10 protein-coding genes are annotated in these 15,862 nt (G+C 54.5%); all 10 read left to right on the forward strand.

The features are described from left to right. The first annotated feature begins 59 nt into the window (after positions 1-59). The 10 genes from CHH67_RS06140 (at position 60) to CHH67_RS06185 (ending at position 15,827) form a co-directional block, all read left to right on the forward strand. Positions 60-2,801, forward strand: a complete 2,742-nt coding sequence (locus tag CHH67_RS06140) for an adenosylcobalamin-dependent ribonucleoside-diphosphate reductase (protein ID WP_095264199.1) — start codon at positions 60-62, stop codon at positions 2,799-2,801. A 430-nt stretch (positions 2,802-3,231) separates the two neighbouring features. Continuing rightward, the gene (locus CHH67_RS06145) at positions 3,232-5,547 is read left to right on the forward strand and encodes a helix-turn-helix domain-containing protein (RefSeq protein WP_095264200.1); all 2,316 of its coding nucleotides are present in this window, start codon (positions 3,232-3,234) and stop codon (positions 5,545-5,547) included. A 381-nt stretch (positions 5,548-5,928) separates the two neighbouring features. Then, complete coding sequence (locus tag CHH67_RS06150) at positions 5,929-6,783, forward strand: ABC transporter permease (RefSeq protein ID WP_095264211.1); 855 nt, start codon at positions 5,929-5,931, stop codon at positions 6,781-6,783. A 24-nt stretch (positions 6,784-6,807) separates the two neighbouring features. Further along, positions 6,808-7,728, forward strand: a complete 921-nt coding sequence (locus tag CHH67_RS06155; RefSeq protein WP_095264201.1) for a carbohydrate ABC transporter permease — start codon at positions 6,808-6,810, stop codon at positions 7,726-7,728. 54 nt (positions 7,729-7,782) lie between these two features. Next, positions 7,783-9,435, forward strand: coding sequence for an ABC transporter substrate-binding protein (locus CHH67_RS06160; RefSeq protein WP_095264202.1), 1,653 nt, complete (start codon positions 7,783-7,785; stop codon positions 9,433-9,435). A 145-nt stretch (positions 9,436-9,580) separates the two neighbouring features. Continuing rightward, on the forward strand, positions 9,581-10,426 hold the full coding sequence (locus tag CHH67_RS06165) for an amidohydrolase family protein (RefSeq protein ID WP_095264203.1): 846 nt from the start codon (positions 9,581-9,583) through the stop codon (positions 10,424-10,426). Between the two features lie 15 nt (positions 10,427-10,441). Further along, a complete protein-coding gene (locus CHH67_RS06170) occupies positions 10,442-11,404 on the forward strand; it encodes an aldo/keto reductase (protein WP_095264204.1) in 963 nt (320 codons plus the stop codon). Next, positions 11,404-12,435, forward strand: coding sequence for a zinc-binding alcohol dehydrogenase family protein (locus CHH67_RS06175; RefSeq protein WP_095264205.1), 1,032 nt, complete (start codon positions 11,404-11,406; stop codon positions 12,433-12,435). The genes CHH67_RS06170 and CHH67_RS06175 overlap by 1 nt, the downstream gene beginning before the upstream one ends. Before the next feature lie 17 nt (positions 12,436-12,452). Beyond that, complete coding sequence (locus tag CHH67_RS06180) at positions 12,453-14,726, forward strand: glycoside hydrolase family 95 protein (protein ID WP_244908101.1); 2,274 nt, start codon at positions 12,453-12,455, stop codon at positions 14,724-14,726. A 213-nt stretch (positions 14,727-14,939) separates the two neighbouring features. Then, positions 14,940-15,827: a sugar phosphate isomerase/epimerase family protein gene (locus CHH67_RS06185; RefSeq protein ID WP_095264207.1), complete on the forward strand. Its 888-nt coding sequence runs from the start codon at positions 14,940-14,942 to the stop codon at positions 15,825-15,827. Positions 15,828-15,862: the final 35 nt, after the last annotated feature.

Genomic DNA, 15,862 nt, shown 5'->3' on the forward strand with positions numbered 1-15,862 from the left:
TTCGAATCAGGATAACCGGATTTAGATCATACTAATGTAGTCATGGGAGGTCGTAGCTCTTGGGTACTTTACAGAATAATCGGCTTGAAGGACTTAGCGAGAAAATCTTTTTGGATCGATATGCGTGGAAGGATGCGGATACTAGTCATGCCAAAGTCGGCGATGTCGTGCTGGTGCTGACAAAGGATGATCCGAAATTTCCGACGAAGGAAGTCGGAGAGATTGTGAAGCGGGAGGGGCGCTCCGTCACCGTCAAGACGCGGAAGGGCGAGCTGGTGGAATCGGATGTCGAGAAACTGACACTAACGATTGAGAAGACGCCGGAAGAGATGTGGGACCGGCTGGCATCGGCGATGGCATCGGTGGAGGCCACACCGGAGCTTCAGGATGAGTGGCGTCAGAAGTTCCGTCATGTTCTGGATGACTGGAAGCTTGTGCCGGGCGGCCGGATTGCGGCCGGAGCGGGTGCGAGCGATGAGCTGACCCTGTTTAACTGCTACGTCATCCCGTCTCCGAAGGATAGCCGCGGCGGCATTATGGAGACGCTGACCGAGATGACGGAAATTATGGCACGCGGTGGCGGGGTTGGCATTAACCTGTCGTCCTTGCGCCCTCGGCGGGCCATTGTAAAAGGGGTTAACGGTTCATCCAGCGGCGCCGTATCCTGGGGCGGACTGTTCAGCTACACAACCGGGCTAATTGAACAGGGCGGCAGCCGCAGGGGCGCATTGATGCTGATGATGAATGACTGGCATCCGGATATTCTGGATTTTATTACAGTCAAACAGACGATGGGGCAGGTGACAAACGCCAACCTGTCCGTGTGCGTCAGCAATGACTTCATGAAGGCGGTCAAGGAGGATCTGGACTGGGAGCTTGTGTTCCCGGACACGACTTCTCCGGATTACGATGAGGTGTGGGACGGAGACCTGGACAAATGGAGAAAAGCCGGACGTCCCGTCATTTCGTATCAAACGGTGAAAGCACGCGACATCTGGCATACGATCATTGAGTCGGCCTGGAAGTCCGCTGAGCCTGGCGTTGTATTCATGGAATATTACAATCAGATGTCCAACAGCTGGTATTTCAATCCGATTATTTGTACCAATCCATGCGGCGAACAGGGGCTTCCGGCTTGGGGCGTCTGCAACCTGTCGGCCATCAACCTGTCGAAGTTCTATGACGAAGACAAGCATGATGTGGCCTGGGATGAGCTGGCCACGACGACCCGTTATGCGGTGCGTTTCCTCGATAATGTGATCGACCGGACACCGTACCATTTTGAAGAAAACGAACAGAATCAGAAAAAAGAGCGCCGCGTCGGACTGGGCTCGATGGGATTGGCCGAGCTGATGATCAAGCTGAAGATCCGTTACGGCAGTCCGGAATCGCTGGAGTTTCTTGATAAGCTGTATGGCTTTATTGCCAGAGAGGCATATCTGTCCTCGGCCGATATTGCGGCAGAGAAAGGTTCGTTTAAGGCGTTTGATGCCGAGCTGTACTTGCAGAGCGGCTTCATGAAGAATATGACGGAGGTGTACCCGGAGGTTGCGGATGCTATCAGGGAAAAAGGTATTCGCAACGTCACCGTCATTACCCAGGCGCCGACAGGCAGCACAGGAACGATGGTCGGCACGTCAACGGGCATCGAGCCTTACTTTGCCTTCAAATATTACCGCCAAAGCCGGCTTGGCTTTGACGAGCAGTTTGTGCCGATCGCACAGGAGTGGCTGGACAGCCACCCTGGGGAGCAGCTGCCGGACTATTTCGTAACGGCGATGGATCTTTCTGCGGAGGATCATATCCGGGCGCAGGCGGCTATCCAGCGCTGGGTGGACAGTTCCATCTCGAAGACGGCCAACTGTCCGGCTGACTTTACGATTGAAGATACGAAGCGGCTGTATGAGCTTGCCTTTGATCTCGGCTGTAAAGGGGTTACGATCTACCGCGACGGCAGCCGGGATGTTCAGGTGCTTCAGACAGAGAAGAAGGATGACAAGGGCGCAGCAACGATAACGGCAGCTTCTCCGGAAACAGCGCTGGAGCAAGGAGCCGTAGGTCAGGGCAGCGAAGAGGCCGGCGGGGTGAAGCCTGCGGCAGCGGCCACGCCGGAACCGGGTTCAGCGGCGGAATCAGCAGACGAAGCCTCCGCGGGATCAGAGGCAGCGCAGACCGCATTCCTCGCTTCGTCGTCAGCTTCAGATCAAGCTCCGGGCAAGAGCGGTCTCGACAGAAACTACCAGAAGCGTCCGCAAGTGCTGCGCGGGGCGACTTACAAGATGAATACGCCGTTTGGCATGGCTTATATTACGATCAACGATTTGAACGGCACACCGGGTGAAATCTTCCTGAATGTGGGCAAGGCGGGCTCGGATGTGTTTGCGATGGCCGAAGCTTTGGGCCGCGTCTGCTCGCTGTTCCTCCGCTATGGTGAACATGGCAACAAGGTTGAACTGCTCATCAAGCACTTGAAGGGCATTGGCGGTACGGGCGCGATCGGTTTTGGTGCGAATCGTGTGGAATCGATCGCTGACGCCGTGGCGAAGGCGCTGGAGACCCATGTTGCAGCCGGAGTCGATGCCGGGCATGACCCTGCCCCGGTAGCAGCAACCACCGAGAGTGCTCCAGGGACGGACAGCGAAGAGAGCTTGGCTGGGGGTGCAGCAGCATCGTACAGCGGCGGTTATCCGTCCGGCAGCTCCATGTCGCTTGACCTGTGCCCATCCTGTGGCGGCGCCTCCTTGATCAACATCGAGGGCTGCAAAACCTGCAGCAATTGCGGGTACAGCAAGTGCTCATAAGGACAACCTCATCCGAGCCTGTTCGAGGCTGCTGCTGTGGGGTGTCAGAATGTTTACGTAGATTTTCAGAAGTAAAGAGAAGATGCATGAAGATAGCTATAAGTAAAGCGACTACGTAAAGCGACTAAGTGAATGACATTCGGGTTTAAACGAAGAGGGGCTGTTTCATCGTCCCTCTTTTTTTTATTATTGTCGCTTTTCAATCATGCCGCTTGTGACGATGATATCTGTTGGCGATCCCGGCTCTACCGTGCTGAAATGATATTTGATGCAATGGCCTGTTCAGATTCTGTCCGGCTCGGCGCTTCGTTTCCTCATCCGTAAGGAATTGTACCCCGAGGCAGGGATTGTACCTTTCCCTTGCGAATAGTGAAGTGTATCATCAAATTACTTATATTTGCAAACGCTTTCTTTTTTGAGGAGGGTACATATGCAGCGTTTATGGTCCAAGTTCTCCCCTGTGTTCCGAAGATTTCTAATTTCTTACCTGATTGTGTTGCTGATCCCGCAAGTCGCTGGTTATGCATCCTACAAGGCCTCGATTGAAGTCGCGAAATCAAGCTCCATTGAAAACAGTTTAAGTTCCTTGAATTTGGGAAAAGAAATCATCGAGCGCCATCTGGTGGAGGTGGAAGCCTTCACGAAGCAGCTGGCGATCAACCAGGATTTGTACCGGCTAATCGCTGATCCGAAGCCGCTCGACAGCAACAACGTTTACGGCTTGGGACGCATGCAGCGCAGCTTGTCCATGTACAGCAGTACAAACGACTACCTGTCCAATTTCTTTATCTACATCCGCAATTACAATGCCATTATTACGCCGAACACCGTCTATTATCGGCCCGAGCATTATTACGCTGAGAATCGGCTTGAAGGATGGACGTTCGAGGAGTGGGAAGAGGCCGTATTGAAGAAGCCGCATCTGAATGAGCTGATGCCGCTTAAGAAATATAGGAGGGAAATCCGTGATTCGGTGTTTGTCGAGACGCCAGCCATCACGTTTCTCCAGTCCATTCCACTCAACAGCTTCAACAATCCGCAGGCGATGATCGGCGTTCTGATCGATGAAGATCATATGGGCAGTCTGCTGCAAAATATCGTAGACCAATACGGCGGTTGGGCGCTGGTTGCGGACCGGGAAGGCAGCCTGATCTTATCACGGGGAATCGACGAAAGTGAGGCCAGACGCTATATAGGGGCCCCGGCAGGCGAGAATGGCGAAGTCAGCCCCACAGAAGACGGCCGGCTGTTGATGTCGATCCGGTCTGACCTGAACGGGTGGACCTATATGGCTGGAATACCCGAGCAGGCGCTGATGACAAAGGCCGATAGAATCAAGCAGGTGACGATCACGTTTACGCTGGCCGCGCTGGTCATCGGCTTGCTGATCGGACTGCTGCTTGCTTATCGGCACAGTGCTCCCATCCATTCACTTCTGTCCGTGTTTCGCGAACAAAACCACGCCTCCCGGGAGAAGATCAACAACGAGTATGATTTTCTGGCCGGCAACATCGCAGCTCTGATTGCAAACAACAAATTGCTGGAGTCCTCCCTGAACGATCAGCTTCCGCTGCTTAGGGACGCGTTTATCAAACGGCTGTTGACAGGCGACTTCTATACGATGCGTGAGCTTGAGGCGGCTTCCGGCCAAACGGGTGTCCCGCTCCGCGGCGAGCGCGGCCGTGCAGGTATTCTTAAAGTGTCCGGATATGGAAGCGCTGACAGTGAGGAAATCATCCAGGAACTCAGCGTGGCGCGGCTGATCGTTCGTCAGGCCTTTAGCCGGCTGGATCACGACGTGCTGGTTACGGATTGGGGCTCAGACCAGATCGCATTCGTGCATCCGCTGGGGGAAGAGCCAATGGACGACATGAATGATCATATGGAAGCCGCTTTGCTTGAATTAATGGACTCCGTATATCGGCAACATCGATTGTCGATCACGATCGGGCTCGGTTCACCGTACGATGCGTGGAATGACGTGGCTGACTCGTTTAATGAAGCGCAGCAAGCGCTGGAATACGCCATCCATACCGGAGCGTTCGGCATGATCCGGTTCGAGGATATGATGAAAGCGACGGAGCTGTACTACTATCCGATTGAATCCGAACAACGGATGCTCAACATGCTGAAGGCAGGTGAACTTGAGGAGGCAAGCCGCCTTCTTGACCAGCTGTTTAGCCGGAATTTTGAAGAAAGGGAGCTGTCGTACGAAATGACACAGCAGTTTGTCATGGAGCTCAGGGGCACCTTTTTGAAGCTGGCGGAACAGAAGATATTCCATGACGAGTCGCTGACCGATCATATCAAGCACCAGATTACAGCCGTTTCAACGACAGATGGGGTCAGTCAACTCAGGGACAGGTTCGGAAGGCTGGTTCATGATATTTGTACAGACATTCGTAAGAAAAGAAAGGACATGTCTGCCGAGACCGTGGGCGAGATCATCCGTTACATCCATGAGCGCTATTCCGATGCGGAGTTGACGCTTTACCGGCTCGCGGAGCATATCGGTAAGCCCGAAAAGTATATCTCCCAATTGTTCAAGGAACATACGGGAAAGAATCCTTCGGACTATGTTGAACTGGTGAGGATCGGCAAGGCAGTTGAACTGCTGCAGCAGAACCATTTGACGATTGACGAAATTGCTGCACAAGTGGGGTATAACAGCGCCCATTCATTTCGGAGAGCCTTCAAGCGGGTTCGCGGCGTGTCTCCGAGCGCATTCCGGCAAATGGCCGAATAGCGAGACGGCGGTTACGCCAGCCTAGGAGGTCAGTCCTTGCTCTGACCACCGGATCGACGTGTTGGCGGATGTTTTTTATAGAATTCGGTAAGTGAAAAAACGAGTGAAATCAAGGGTTTCAGGGCATCCGTATCCGGAATTGTACGCTGTGGAAGTAAGTGTGCCTTTACGAAGTCTAGCGTGCAATTTTATGATTACGCACAAGAAAGCGCTGTCAAAAAGTGTTCTCACTTTAACGGCAGCAATTACATCGAGGGAGGGATGGAACTGAGTACCCTATTTTCCAAGTCCAAAACAGCCGGAACTCCGAGCAGCAAACGCTCGGAAATCAGGAGAGTCGCTTACCGAAGCTTCAGAAGACATTGGCAGCTGTATCTGCTGATTATTCCGCCGGTGTTGTACTTCATCATCTTCAAGTACTTGCCGATGGCAAACGCCGTGCTTGCTTTCAAGAACTATAACGTGGTGAAAGGGATTTGGGGGAGCCCATGGGTCGGCACGCAGTATTTCGAGATGTTTTTTCGCAATCCGGCGTTTGCGACACTGATCAAGAACACGCTGTACATTTCGTTCTATCAGTTGATCGTCGGGTTTCCGGTCCCCATTCTGCTGGCGCTGGCTTTGAATGAGGTGAAAAGTGCAAGGTTCAAAAAAACTGTGCAGATGGTCACCTATGCGCCATATTTCATATCCACGGTCGTCATGGTGTCCATCATCATGCTGTTCCTGTCCCCACGACTCGGGATCGTGAACACGATCGCGGGTGCGCTAGGCTTCGAAGCGATCAATTATCTTGGAGAGCCCGGCATGTTCCGCACGATTTACGTGCTGTCCGACGTGTGGCAAACGATGGGCTATTCCGCCGTCATTTATCTTGCTGCGCTGGCAGGGGTTGACCCGTCATTGTATGAAGCGGCGAAGGTGGACGGCGCCAATCGGTTCCAGAAGATTCTGAACGTCGATCTCCCCGGCATTATGCCGGCAGCGGTCATTATCCTGATTCTTAGCGTAGGCAACATCATGGCGCTCGGCTTCGAGAAAATGTACTTATTACAAAATCCGCTGAACTTGTCCACGTCGGAAATCATCTCCACCTATGTGTACAAAATCGGATTGCTAAACGCGAACTATAGTTTTGCCACGGCGGTTGGACTGTTCAATTCCTTAATCAACCTGGTTCTGCTCCTGGTCGTCAACACGATTGCCAGGCGGGCTTCCAATACCAGTCTCTGGTAAATTTTGCGAAAGGGGTTGAGTGACATGAAAACATGGCAAACCCACTCTGGAAGCCGGCAGCGCACAAGGATCAAGGAGTCGCTAGGGGACCGCATCTTTCTGACTGTGACCTACATCATGCTGACCTTGGTATTAATCGCTGTCTTGTATCCGCTTATTTACATCGTAAGCTCTTCCCTGAGCAGTCCAAGCGCCGTCTCTGCGGGCAAGGTGTGGCTATGGCCGGTCGACATGACGCTGGCAGGGTATGAGGCGGTGTTCCGGAACGGCCAGGTGCTGACCGGTTATGCCAATTCATTGTTTTATACCGTGGCCGGTACGTTAATTAGCGTATCCCTGACGATTATGGTCGCCTACCCGCTGTCGAAGAAGTCCTTCTTCGGCCGCACGCCGCTTATGATTTTCATCACCTTTACCATGCTGTTCTCCGGCGGCTTGATTCCGACCTATCTGGTTGTTAAATCAATGGGCCTGATCGATACCCGCTGGGCACTGCTCATCCCGAATGCTGTTTGGGTATGGCAGGTCATTATCGCCAGAACCTTCTTCCAGACCTCGATCCCGGATGAGCTGTCTGAGGCGGCGGATATCGACGGGTGCAGCGACATCCGCTACATTTTCAGCGTCGTTCTTCCCCTTGCCAAACCGATCATCGCCGTGCTTTCGCTCATGTATGCGGTGGGGCAGTGGAATGCGTATTTCGACGCCTTGATCTACTTGAAATCGCAATCGCTCTATCCGCTTCAGCTCATTCTCCGCAGCATTCTCATCCTGGGCAGCGGAACAAGCAATATAGATGCCGGGGAGATGGTAAGGCAGCAGCAAATGGCCGAGCTGATGAAATACTCGCTCATTGTGGTGGCAAGTCTTCCGGTGCTGGTGATCTATCCGTTCGTGCAGCGCTATTTCGTGCAAGGCATGCTGATTGGCTCTGTAAAGGGCTAAATCGAGGGCAGAGCCCGTTACATTTCATTATCCATTCATGAGGGGGAGATTGATTTGAGAAAAACAGGAACTCGTCTGCTTGTTCTCATTCTGACGCTTAGTTTCGTGCTTGCCGGATGCTCCGGCGGAAATGACCGTGCAGGGAGCGAAGAAGGCGGCATGCCGGATGCCGGCCAGAAGGTAACGATTAACGTATTTGCCCATCAAGCATCGGATGTGGACCTAGGGACCAACAAGTTCACGAAAAAAATGGAAGAGCAGTTTAACATCAAATTCAACTGGACAACCGTTCCATTCGACGGCGCGGCCGAAAAACGGCAAATCTCGCTTGCGTCCGGCGATTATCCGGATCTGTACTTGCTCATTCCATGGGTAGACCGCTTCTCGCAGACGGACTTGCTGAAGTTCGGACAGCAGGGGGTGATCATTCCGCTGAACGACCTTATCGACGAGCATGCTCCACACATTAAGGAAGTGCTGGAGAACAACGAATATTACAAGGCGATGAACACCGCGCCGGACGGCAACATTTACGGATTGACCGGCTTAAACGAATGCTTCCACTGCTCCTATCCGAATAAAATGTGGATCAATACGAAGTGGCTGGATCAGCTCGGGCTTGAGCAGCCAAAGACGCCGGAAGAATTCAAAGCGGTTCTCGAGGCCTTCAAGACGCAGGATCCGAACGGCAACGGCAAGGCGGATGAAGTGCCGCTCAGCGGATCTGTCGAGAATTTCGGAGTTCACGTGATCCCGTATCTCATGAACGGCTTTATATACAACGACGACAGAACATACCTAATCATGAAGGATGGCCAGGTGGACACCGCTGCCAACAAACCTGAGTGGCGGGAAGCACTGGGCTACATCAAATCGCTCTATGATGGAGGGCTTATTGACCCAGGGGCTTTTACACAAAATGCAGGCGCATATAAAAAAATCGGGGATAACGCGGACGCACAGCTGCTAGGAGCCGGGGCAGGCATGCATCCCGCCTTGTTTATGACTACGGGAGAAGACGCGCCGTACAGCAGGGATTACAATCCGCTTCCGCCCCTGCAAGGACCGCATGCCAATTATGCAACATTCAACTATCCGATTGATCCGGGCGCATCCTTCGTCCTGACGAATAAAGCTAGCCAAGAGACGCAAATCGCCGCCATTCGAATGCTGGACTATTTCTACACGCAAGAAGGCGCGATGCTTTCCTATCTTGGTGAAGAGGGCGTAAGCTGGCGCAAGCCTCAGGATGGAGAAATCGCACTGAACGAAAAAGTAGAGCCGCTCTATAAATCGATTCCGCTTGAATCCGGGGAGCAGCCTCGCAATGACAATTGGGGCGCACTGACTCAATATAACCACCATCGGGATTATCGTGATGCTGAAGTCCAAGGCACGGATATTTTCGCTGATGACGGCTACGAACGCCGTCTTTACGAGGCAACGCTATTGATGGAAGGCAAGGAGCCTCAGGAAATCTTCCCGCACTGGGCGCTATGGGTCGACCCGCTGGTAGCCGACGAAGCCAGCATGATGCAGACGAACATCAAGGACTATGTTGACCAGAACGCTTTGCTGTTCATCACCGGCGCCAAAAGTCTGGATAAGGATTGGGATGATTATGTGAAAGGGCTGGAAGGTCTCAACATGCAGCGTTATATTGAAATCATGCAGGCTGCCTACGATTCATCAACCATATCGAAGTAAATGGTTGTAGCAGGATAAGCTTGGGTTCATGGGGACAGGAGTCTTCGCTCAGCATGCGGGGGCTCTTGGTTCCATTATGCGGAATTTGGTCATGGTTATTCTTACTGTGAGATGTTATAACAAGGAGGAATGGAGGTGGTGTTCGATGCGCATTGACGCCCATCAGCATTTCTGGAAGATCGAACGCAACGATTACGGTTGGATTACGCCTGAAATTCCGGTGCTTTACCGCGACTATCTGCCCTCTGACCTCAGGCCGCATTTGCAGAGGCATGGCATCGGCCAAACGATTCTGGTCCAAGCGGCGCCGACGATCGAGGAGACCGAATATATTCTGAAATTAAGCGAAACGGCCGATTTCGTCGCCGGCGTGGTCGGCTGGCTGGATCTGGAGAACCCTGCGTTTATGGAACAGTTCCGCCGGTTTAACAGGCATCCGAAATTTATCGGGTTTCGTGTCATGATCCAGGATATGGCGGACCCGAACGTCATTTTGTCGCCCACTTGGATAGAAGCGCTTTCATACTTTGCGGAACAGGACGTTCCGGTCGATTTGCTGGTACTGGCTGACCAACTGCCACAGCTGGCCCAATTGCTGGAGCGGGTGCCTCGGCTTCGAGGCGTTGTCGACCATTTGGCGAAGCCGCCGATCGCATCTGGGATCATGGAGCCTTGGAGAAGCCATATGGCGGAAATCGCCCAATATCCGAACATCTTCTGCAAGCTGTCGGGGATGGTAACGGAGGCCGACCGTCAGGGCTGGCGCAAGGACGATTTTGCCGCATATGTCCGTGAAGCGCTTGACCTGTTCGGACCCGAAAGGGTGATGTTCGGCAGCGATTGGCCCGTCTGTCTTCTGGCAGCCACCTATGACGATGTCGTTGATGTGCTGCAGCATGCCCTTCGGGATCGTCAGCTGCCACCGGCAGCGATTGAAGCCGTTTTCGGCGCGAACGCCGCCAAATTTTATAAGTTGAATGAACATGAATAATGGAGGAACCAGGTGATGAAATACAGAAAGTTGGGGAACACGGGGCTGGACGTATCGGTGTTAAGCTTTGGAGCATCTTCACTGGGCGGCGTTTTCCGGGACGTTCGGAAGGAGGAAGGGATCCGTACGGTTCATACCGCCATCGACATGGGCATCAATCTGATTGACGTTTCGCCCTACTATGGCTTGACGAAAGCGGAAACGGTGCTGGGCGAGGCGCTAGGGACGATTCCGAGGGACCGGTATATTTTGTGCACAAAAGGGGGGCGTTACGGACAGGACGAGTTTGATTTTTCGAAGGAGCGGCTGATCCGCAGTGCGGAAGAGAGCATGCGGCGACTGGGAACCGATTATCTCGACATTTTGCTGCTGCATGACATTGAGTTCGGTTCGCCGGCTCAGGTGCTGGAGGAAGGACTTCCAGCGCTGGAGCAGTTGAAGTCATCGGGCAAAGTTCGCTTCTTCGGCGTATCCGGCTTGCCGCTCAATGTCTTTGAGGCGGTGCTGTCTCATAGCGCTCCGGATGTCGTTTTATCCTATTGCCATTATTCTCTGAACGATACCTCGCTGCTGCAACTGCTGCCGCTGCTTGAGCGTAACGGAACCGGACTGATCAATGCGTCACCGCTGTCCATGGGTCTGCTGAGCAACCGGGACGTGCCGGAGTGGCATCCCGCTGGGGAAGACATCAAGGCTGCCTGCCGGCGTGCCGCGGAACATTGCCGGAGCCGGGGTGCGGATATCTCGAAGCTTGCGGTCCAGTTCTCGACGGCTGATGAACGAATTCCAACGACGCTCGTCAGCACGGCGAATCCGGACAATATCCAGCGCAACGTGTTGTGGACGGAAGAAGCAGTGGACGAACAGCTGCTGCAAGAAGTGCTGGAGATTCTGAAGCCATTCGATGGCGCAACTTGGCCGAGCGGACGTCCCGAGTGGGGCGGGGAACTGACCTTGCAGCGCGGGGAGCGATCCTGATGAAGGGGGTCATCTGCGAGAATGTGGGGCGGTTCGTCGTTCGGGAGGATTTGCCGGAGCCGTGCATGCGGGAGGACGAGGCGATCATAAAGGTTCGGCGCATCGGTATTTGCGGGACCGATCTGCATGCATACCAGGGCAATCAGCCTTATTTTACGTACCCGCGCGTGCTTGGCCATGAGCTTTCCGGGACGATTGAGCAGATTGGCGACAACCGGGAGGGGCTTCAGGCGGGAGATCTGGTCAGCGTGATTCCGTACCTCCACTGTGGTCATTGCCGGCCTTGCCGCCAGGGAAAAACGAATTGCTGCCAGAACATGAAGGTGCTTGGCGTCCATGTGGACGGCGGATTGCGGGAGCGGATTGCCGTGCCTATCCGCAATCTCATCAAGCCGAAGGGGCTTACCCTCGATCAGGCGGCGATGCTGGAGCCGCTGGCCATCGGCGCACACGCCGTCCGTCGTTCAGGGATGGGCGATGGGGAGCAGGTGCTGGTCATCGGTGCCGGACCGATCGGGCTGGGTGTAATGGCAATGGCCCGCTACGCCGGCGCGAAGGTGATTGCGATGGACGTGAACGACGAGCGGCTTGCCTTTTGCAGGTCCTGGGCAGCGGTTGAACATACGGTAAACGCGCTCCGGGAGCCGAGGGAACAGCTGGCTGAGCTGACGGGCGGCAGCTTTCCGGCATGCGTGATCGACGCCACTGGCAACGCTTCGTCGATGGAAAGCGCCTTTGGGCTCGTCGGCCACGGCGGTTCCTTGACGTTTGTAGGGTTGGTCAAAAGCACGATCACCTTTAACGATCCCGAATTTCACGCGCGCGAAATGACCGTGCAGGGCAGCCGAAACGCAACGCGGGAGGACTTCGAGCGGGTAATTGCAGCTATAAACGGCGGCTACGTGGACATTGGCGCTTACATTACCCACCGCTGTGCACTTGAGGATATGATCGACCGTTTCGACAGCTGGCTTCTGCCGGAATCGAAGGTGATCAAGGCGATGGTGAAGCTAGGCGGGTTCGATAAATAACGGATTGGAGGAGAAGCATGACTAGTTGGACTGACATGGAGCAAGGGTCTCGATTATGGTACGGCAAACCGGCTAGCGAATGGAATGAGGCACTGCCGATCGGAAACGGACGTCTCGGCGCAATGATCTTCGGGGGCACGGCTGAGGAGAAGCTGCAGCTTAATGAGGATTCGGTATGGTACGGCGGTCCGCGTGACCGCAACAACGAAGATGCGCTGCCTCATTTGCCTGAGATTCGTAAGCTGATTATGGAAGGAAGGCTGCGGGAAGCGGAGGAGCTGGCGGCGATGTCGATGGCGGGGCAGCCGGAAGCGCAGCGACACTATATGCCGCTCGGCGATCTGCTGCTGTCCTTCGGCCAGCACAGTCAGCCTGTCAATGATTACGTGCGTGAGCTTGATTTGGAGAAGGGTGTATCCCGGGTCAGCTATCGCATCGGCGAGATCCGGTATACGCGCGAGCTGTTTGCCAGTTATCCGGATCAGGCGATTGTCATTCGGATAACCGCCGACAAGCAGGAGGCAATCTCGTTAAAAGCCCGGTTCAACCGCCAGAACTGGCGATACCTGGAGAAGACAGACAAATGGGGGACAAGCGGACTGCTCATGCGTGGGCACTGCGGCGGAGAAGGAGGCAGCTCCTTCAGTGCCGTCTTGAAGGCGGTTCCGGAGGGCGGCGTTTGCCGCACGCTGGGAGAGTATTTGCTGGTGGAAGGAGCCAGCACAGTCACATTGCTACTCACCGCCGGAACGACGTTCCGTCATCCCGATCCGGAGATTGACGGCAAACGGCGGCTGGATAAGCTAAGCCGGGTTCCGTATGCCGAGCTATTAGCCGGTCATGTCGCCGATTACCGCGAGTTGTACGGACGGGTCGAACTGAGACTGCCCGGGAATCCGGACAAAGCCGCGCTCCCGACCGACGAACGGTTGCGGCGATTCCAACAGGGCGAAGAAGACCACGGCCTGATCGCGACCTATTTTCATTTCGGACGTTATCTGCTTATGGCCTCCAGCCGGCCAGGCTCTTTGCCCGCGAATCTTCAGGGCATCTGGAACGACAGCTTCACTCCGCCGTGGGACAGTAAATACACGATCAATATCAACGCACAGATGAATTATTGGCATGCGGAAAATTGCAATTTGGCCGAATGCCATGAGCCGTTGTTTGAGCTAATCGAAAGAATGCGCGAGCCCGGTCGCGTCACTGCCAGCGTCATGTACGGCTGCCGTGGCTTCACGGCGCATCATAATACGGATATATGGGCGGATACGGCGCCGCAGGATACGTATCTTCCGGCTTCCTTCTGGCCGATGGGCGCTGCCTGGCTATGCCTGCATCTGTGGGAGCATTACCGGTTCGGTCAAGACCGATATTTTCTGGCACGGTCTTACGAAACGATGAAGGAGGCAGCGCTGTTCCTGCTCGATTATCTGATCGAGGATGATGAAGGGAGACTCGTCACTTGCCCTTCCGTTTCTCCGGAGAACCGGTATAAGCTGCCAAACGGAGAGACGGGGGTACTGTGCGTCGGGGCCACGATGGATTTCCAGATCATTGAAGCGCTGTTCAATGCCTGTATGCAGAGTGCGGAAATGATCGGGCGAGATGAGGCGTTCCGTGAGGAGCTCAGGGACGCGCTGAAGCGGCTGCCCAAGCCGCAAGTCGGAAAATACGGCCAAATTCAGGAGTGGATGGAAGATTATGAAGAGGTGGAGCCGGGGCACCGACATATCTCCCACCTGTTTGCCCTTTATCCTGGTGAAAGCTTTAGTGTGGAGCGCACACCGGAGCTGGCTGAGGCTGCCAAGACGACATTGGAACGCCGGCTGGCTAAAGGCGGGGGACACACCGGCTGGAGCCGGGCGTGGATCATTAACTTCTGGGCCCGCCTGCAGGACGGGGCCAAAGCTTACGACAACGTCAGAGCGCTCCTGGCTCATTCCACACTGCCTAACTTGTTCGATGATCATCCGCCGTTTCAAATTGACGGCAACTTCGGCGGTACGGCGGGAATTGCCGAGATGCTGATCCAAAGCCACGATGGAGTGATTCGGCTGCTGCCCGCACTGCCTGATAGATGGAGCGATGGAAGCGTCAAGGGGCTACGGGCCCGCGGCGGTTATACGGTAGATTTCGTCTGGGCGCGGGGACAGGTAACGGAAGCGGTTGTGAATTGCACAGTTTCCGGTCCTTTCCGACTGGAAGCTCCCGGTCTTGATCACCTATCGTTTGAGGGCGAGGCCGGACGCTCCTATACGTTTGGCAACAAGGCGGTTATGGATCGTTAAGTGAGCCACTTCTTCGAGGTTGCTTCATGCCACACATGGCGAAGCGTCGATCGAACAATATGCCGAAGCTCCCGGTTAGCTGGCGTAGTTAAGCCTGGTAACTCCCGCAAAATCAAGCTAGTAATGCACAAGATAGGATGAGAAAAAGCGGAGAAATCCGGCTATACTGAGGTTGCTTCGGCATATTAACGTCAATATAGGAGTGGTAAACATATGACGAATTCATTGCGTATCGGAACGCTGGTCGGCGGAGGGGACGCCGTCCGCGTCATCCCCCAGATTTCGCCGCACGGATTTGAATCGTTCAGTCTCACCTTCTGGCAAACGACAGGCGAGACCGATCTTGCGGAGACGGCCAAGCGGGTTCGTGAGCTTCAGGCTGAACACGGTTTCATCGTGTCGACGCTCGGCATCTTTGGCAATCCGCTGACGGGAGCAGGCGATAGCGCAGATACTCTGGCAAGCTGGGAGCGTCTGATCGATCATGCTCATCTGTTCGGCACCGACATCGTATCCGGATTTACGGGGCGGCTGACAGGGGAATCCATCGACGCCTCTATTCCTCAATATGCGAAGGTGTTCGGCGAGCTGTCCAAAAGAGCGGCGGACAAGGGCGTCCGAATTGCGTTCGAGAACTGCGACATGGGCGGAACATGGGCGACAGGGGACTGGAACATCGCTCATAACCCGACGGCATGGGAGATGATGTTCAACGCGATTCCGTCAGATCATATCGGGCTGCAGTGGGAGCCCTGCCATCAGATGGTGTCCTTGATTGACCCGATTCCGCAGCTGCGCAAGTGGGTAGATAAGGTATTCCACGTTCATGGCAAGGATGCGACGATTGCTTGGGACGTGGTGAGGGAATACGGCATCCACGGGCCGAAGCCGTTTGTATGGCACCGTACGCCAGGTTTTGGTGACACGAACTGGACCGACATCATCACGATTTTGCGTCAGGCGAATTATCAGGGCACAATCGATATTGAAGGATGGCATGACCCTGTGTATAAAGGGGATCTGGAAATGACGGGACAAGTGCATGCACTTCATTACTTGAAGCGGTGCCGCGGCGGAGAATTCGTACCGAACCCGGTGTGAATCCCTGGCGCAGCATAGCATCTTCTTCAACGTCA

This window comes from Paenibacillus campinasensis, assembly GCF_002272015.1.
Lineage (GTDB): Bacteria > Bacillota > Bacilli > Paenibacillales > Paenibacillaceae > Paenibacillus_AQ > Paenibacillus_AQ campinasensis.

What these genes read in the sequence shown, in the direction of transcription:
- CHH67_RS06185 (WP_095264207.1), top strand. Translation starts at nt 14,940, where the DNA reads ATGACGAATTCATTGCGTATCGGAACGCTGGTCGGCGGAGGGGACGCC.
- CHH67_RS06180 (WP_244908101.1), top strand. Translation starts at nt 12,453, where the DNA reads ATGACTAGTTGGACTGACATGGAGCAAGGGTCTCGATTATGGTACGGC.
- CHH67_RS06175 (WP_095264205.1), top strand. Translation starts at nt 11,404, where the DNA reads ATGAAGGGGGTCATCTGCGAGAATGTGGGGCGGTTCGTCGTTCGGGAG.
- CHH67_RS06155 (WP_095264201.1), top strand. Translation starts at nt 6,808, where the DNA reads ATGAAAACATGGCAAACCCACTCTGGAAGCCGGCAGCGCACAAGGATC.
- CHH67_RS06165 (WP_095264203.1), top strand. Translation starts at nt 9,581, where the DNA reads ATGCGCATTGACGCCCATCAGCATTTCTGGAAGATCGAACGCAACGAT.
- CHH67_RS06145 (WP_095264200.1), top strand. Translation starts at nt 3,232, where the DNA reads ATGCAGCGTTTATGGTCCAAGTTCTCCCCTGTGTTCCGAAGATTTCTA.
- CHH67_RS06170 (WP_095264204.1), top strand. Translation starts at nt 10,442, where the DNA reads ATGAAATACAGAAAGTTGGGGAACACGGGGCTGGACGTATCGGTGTTA.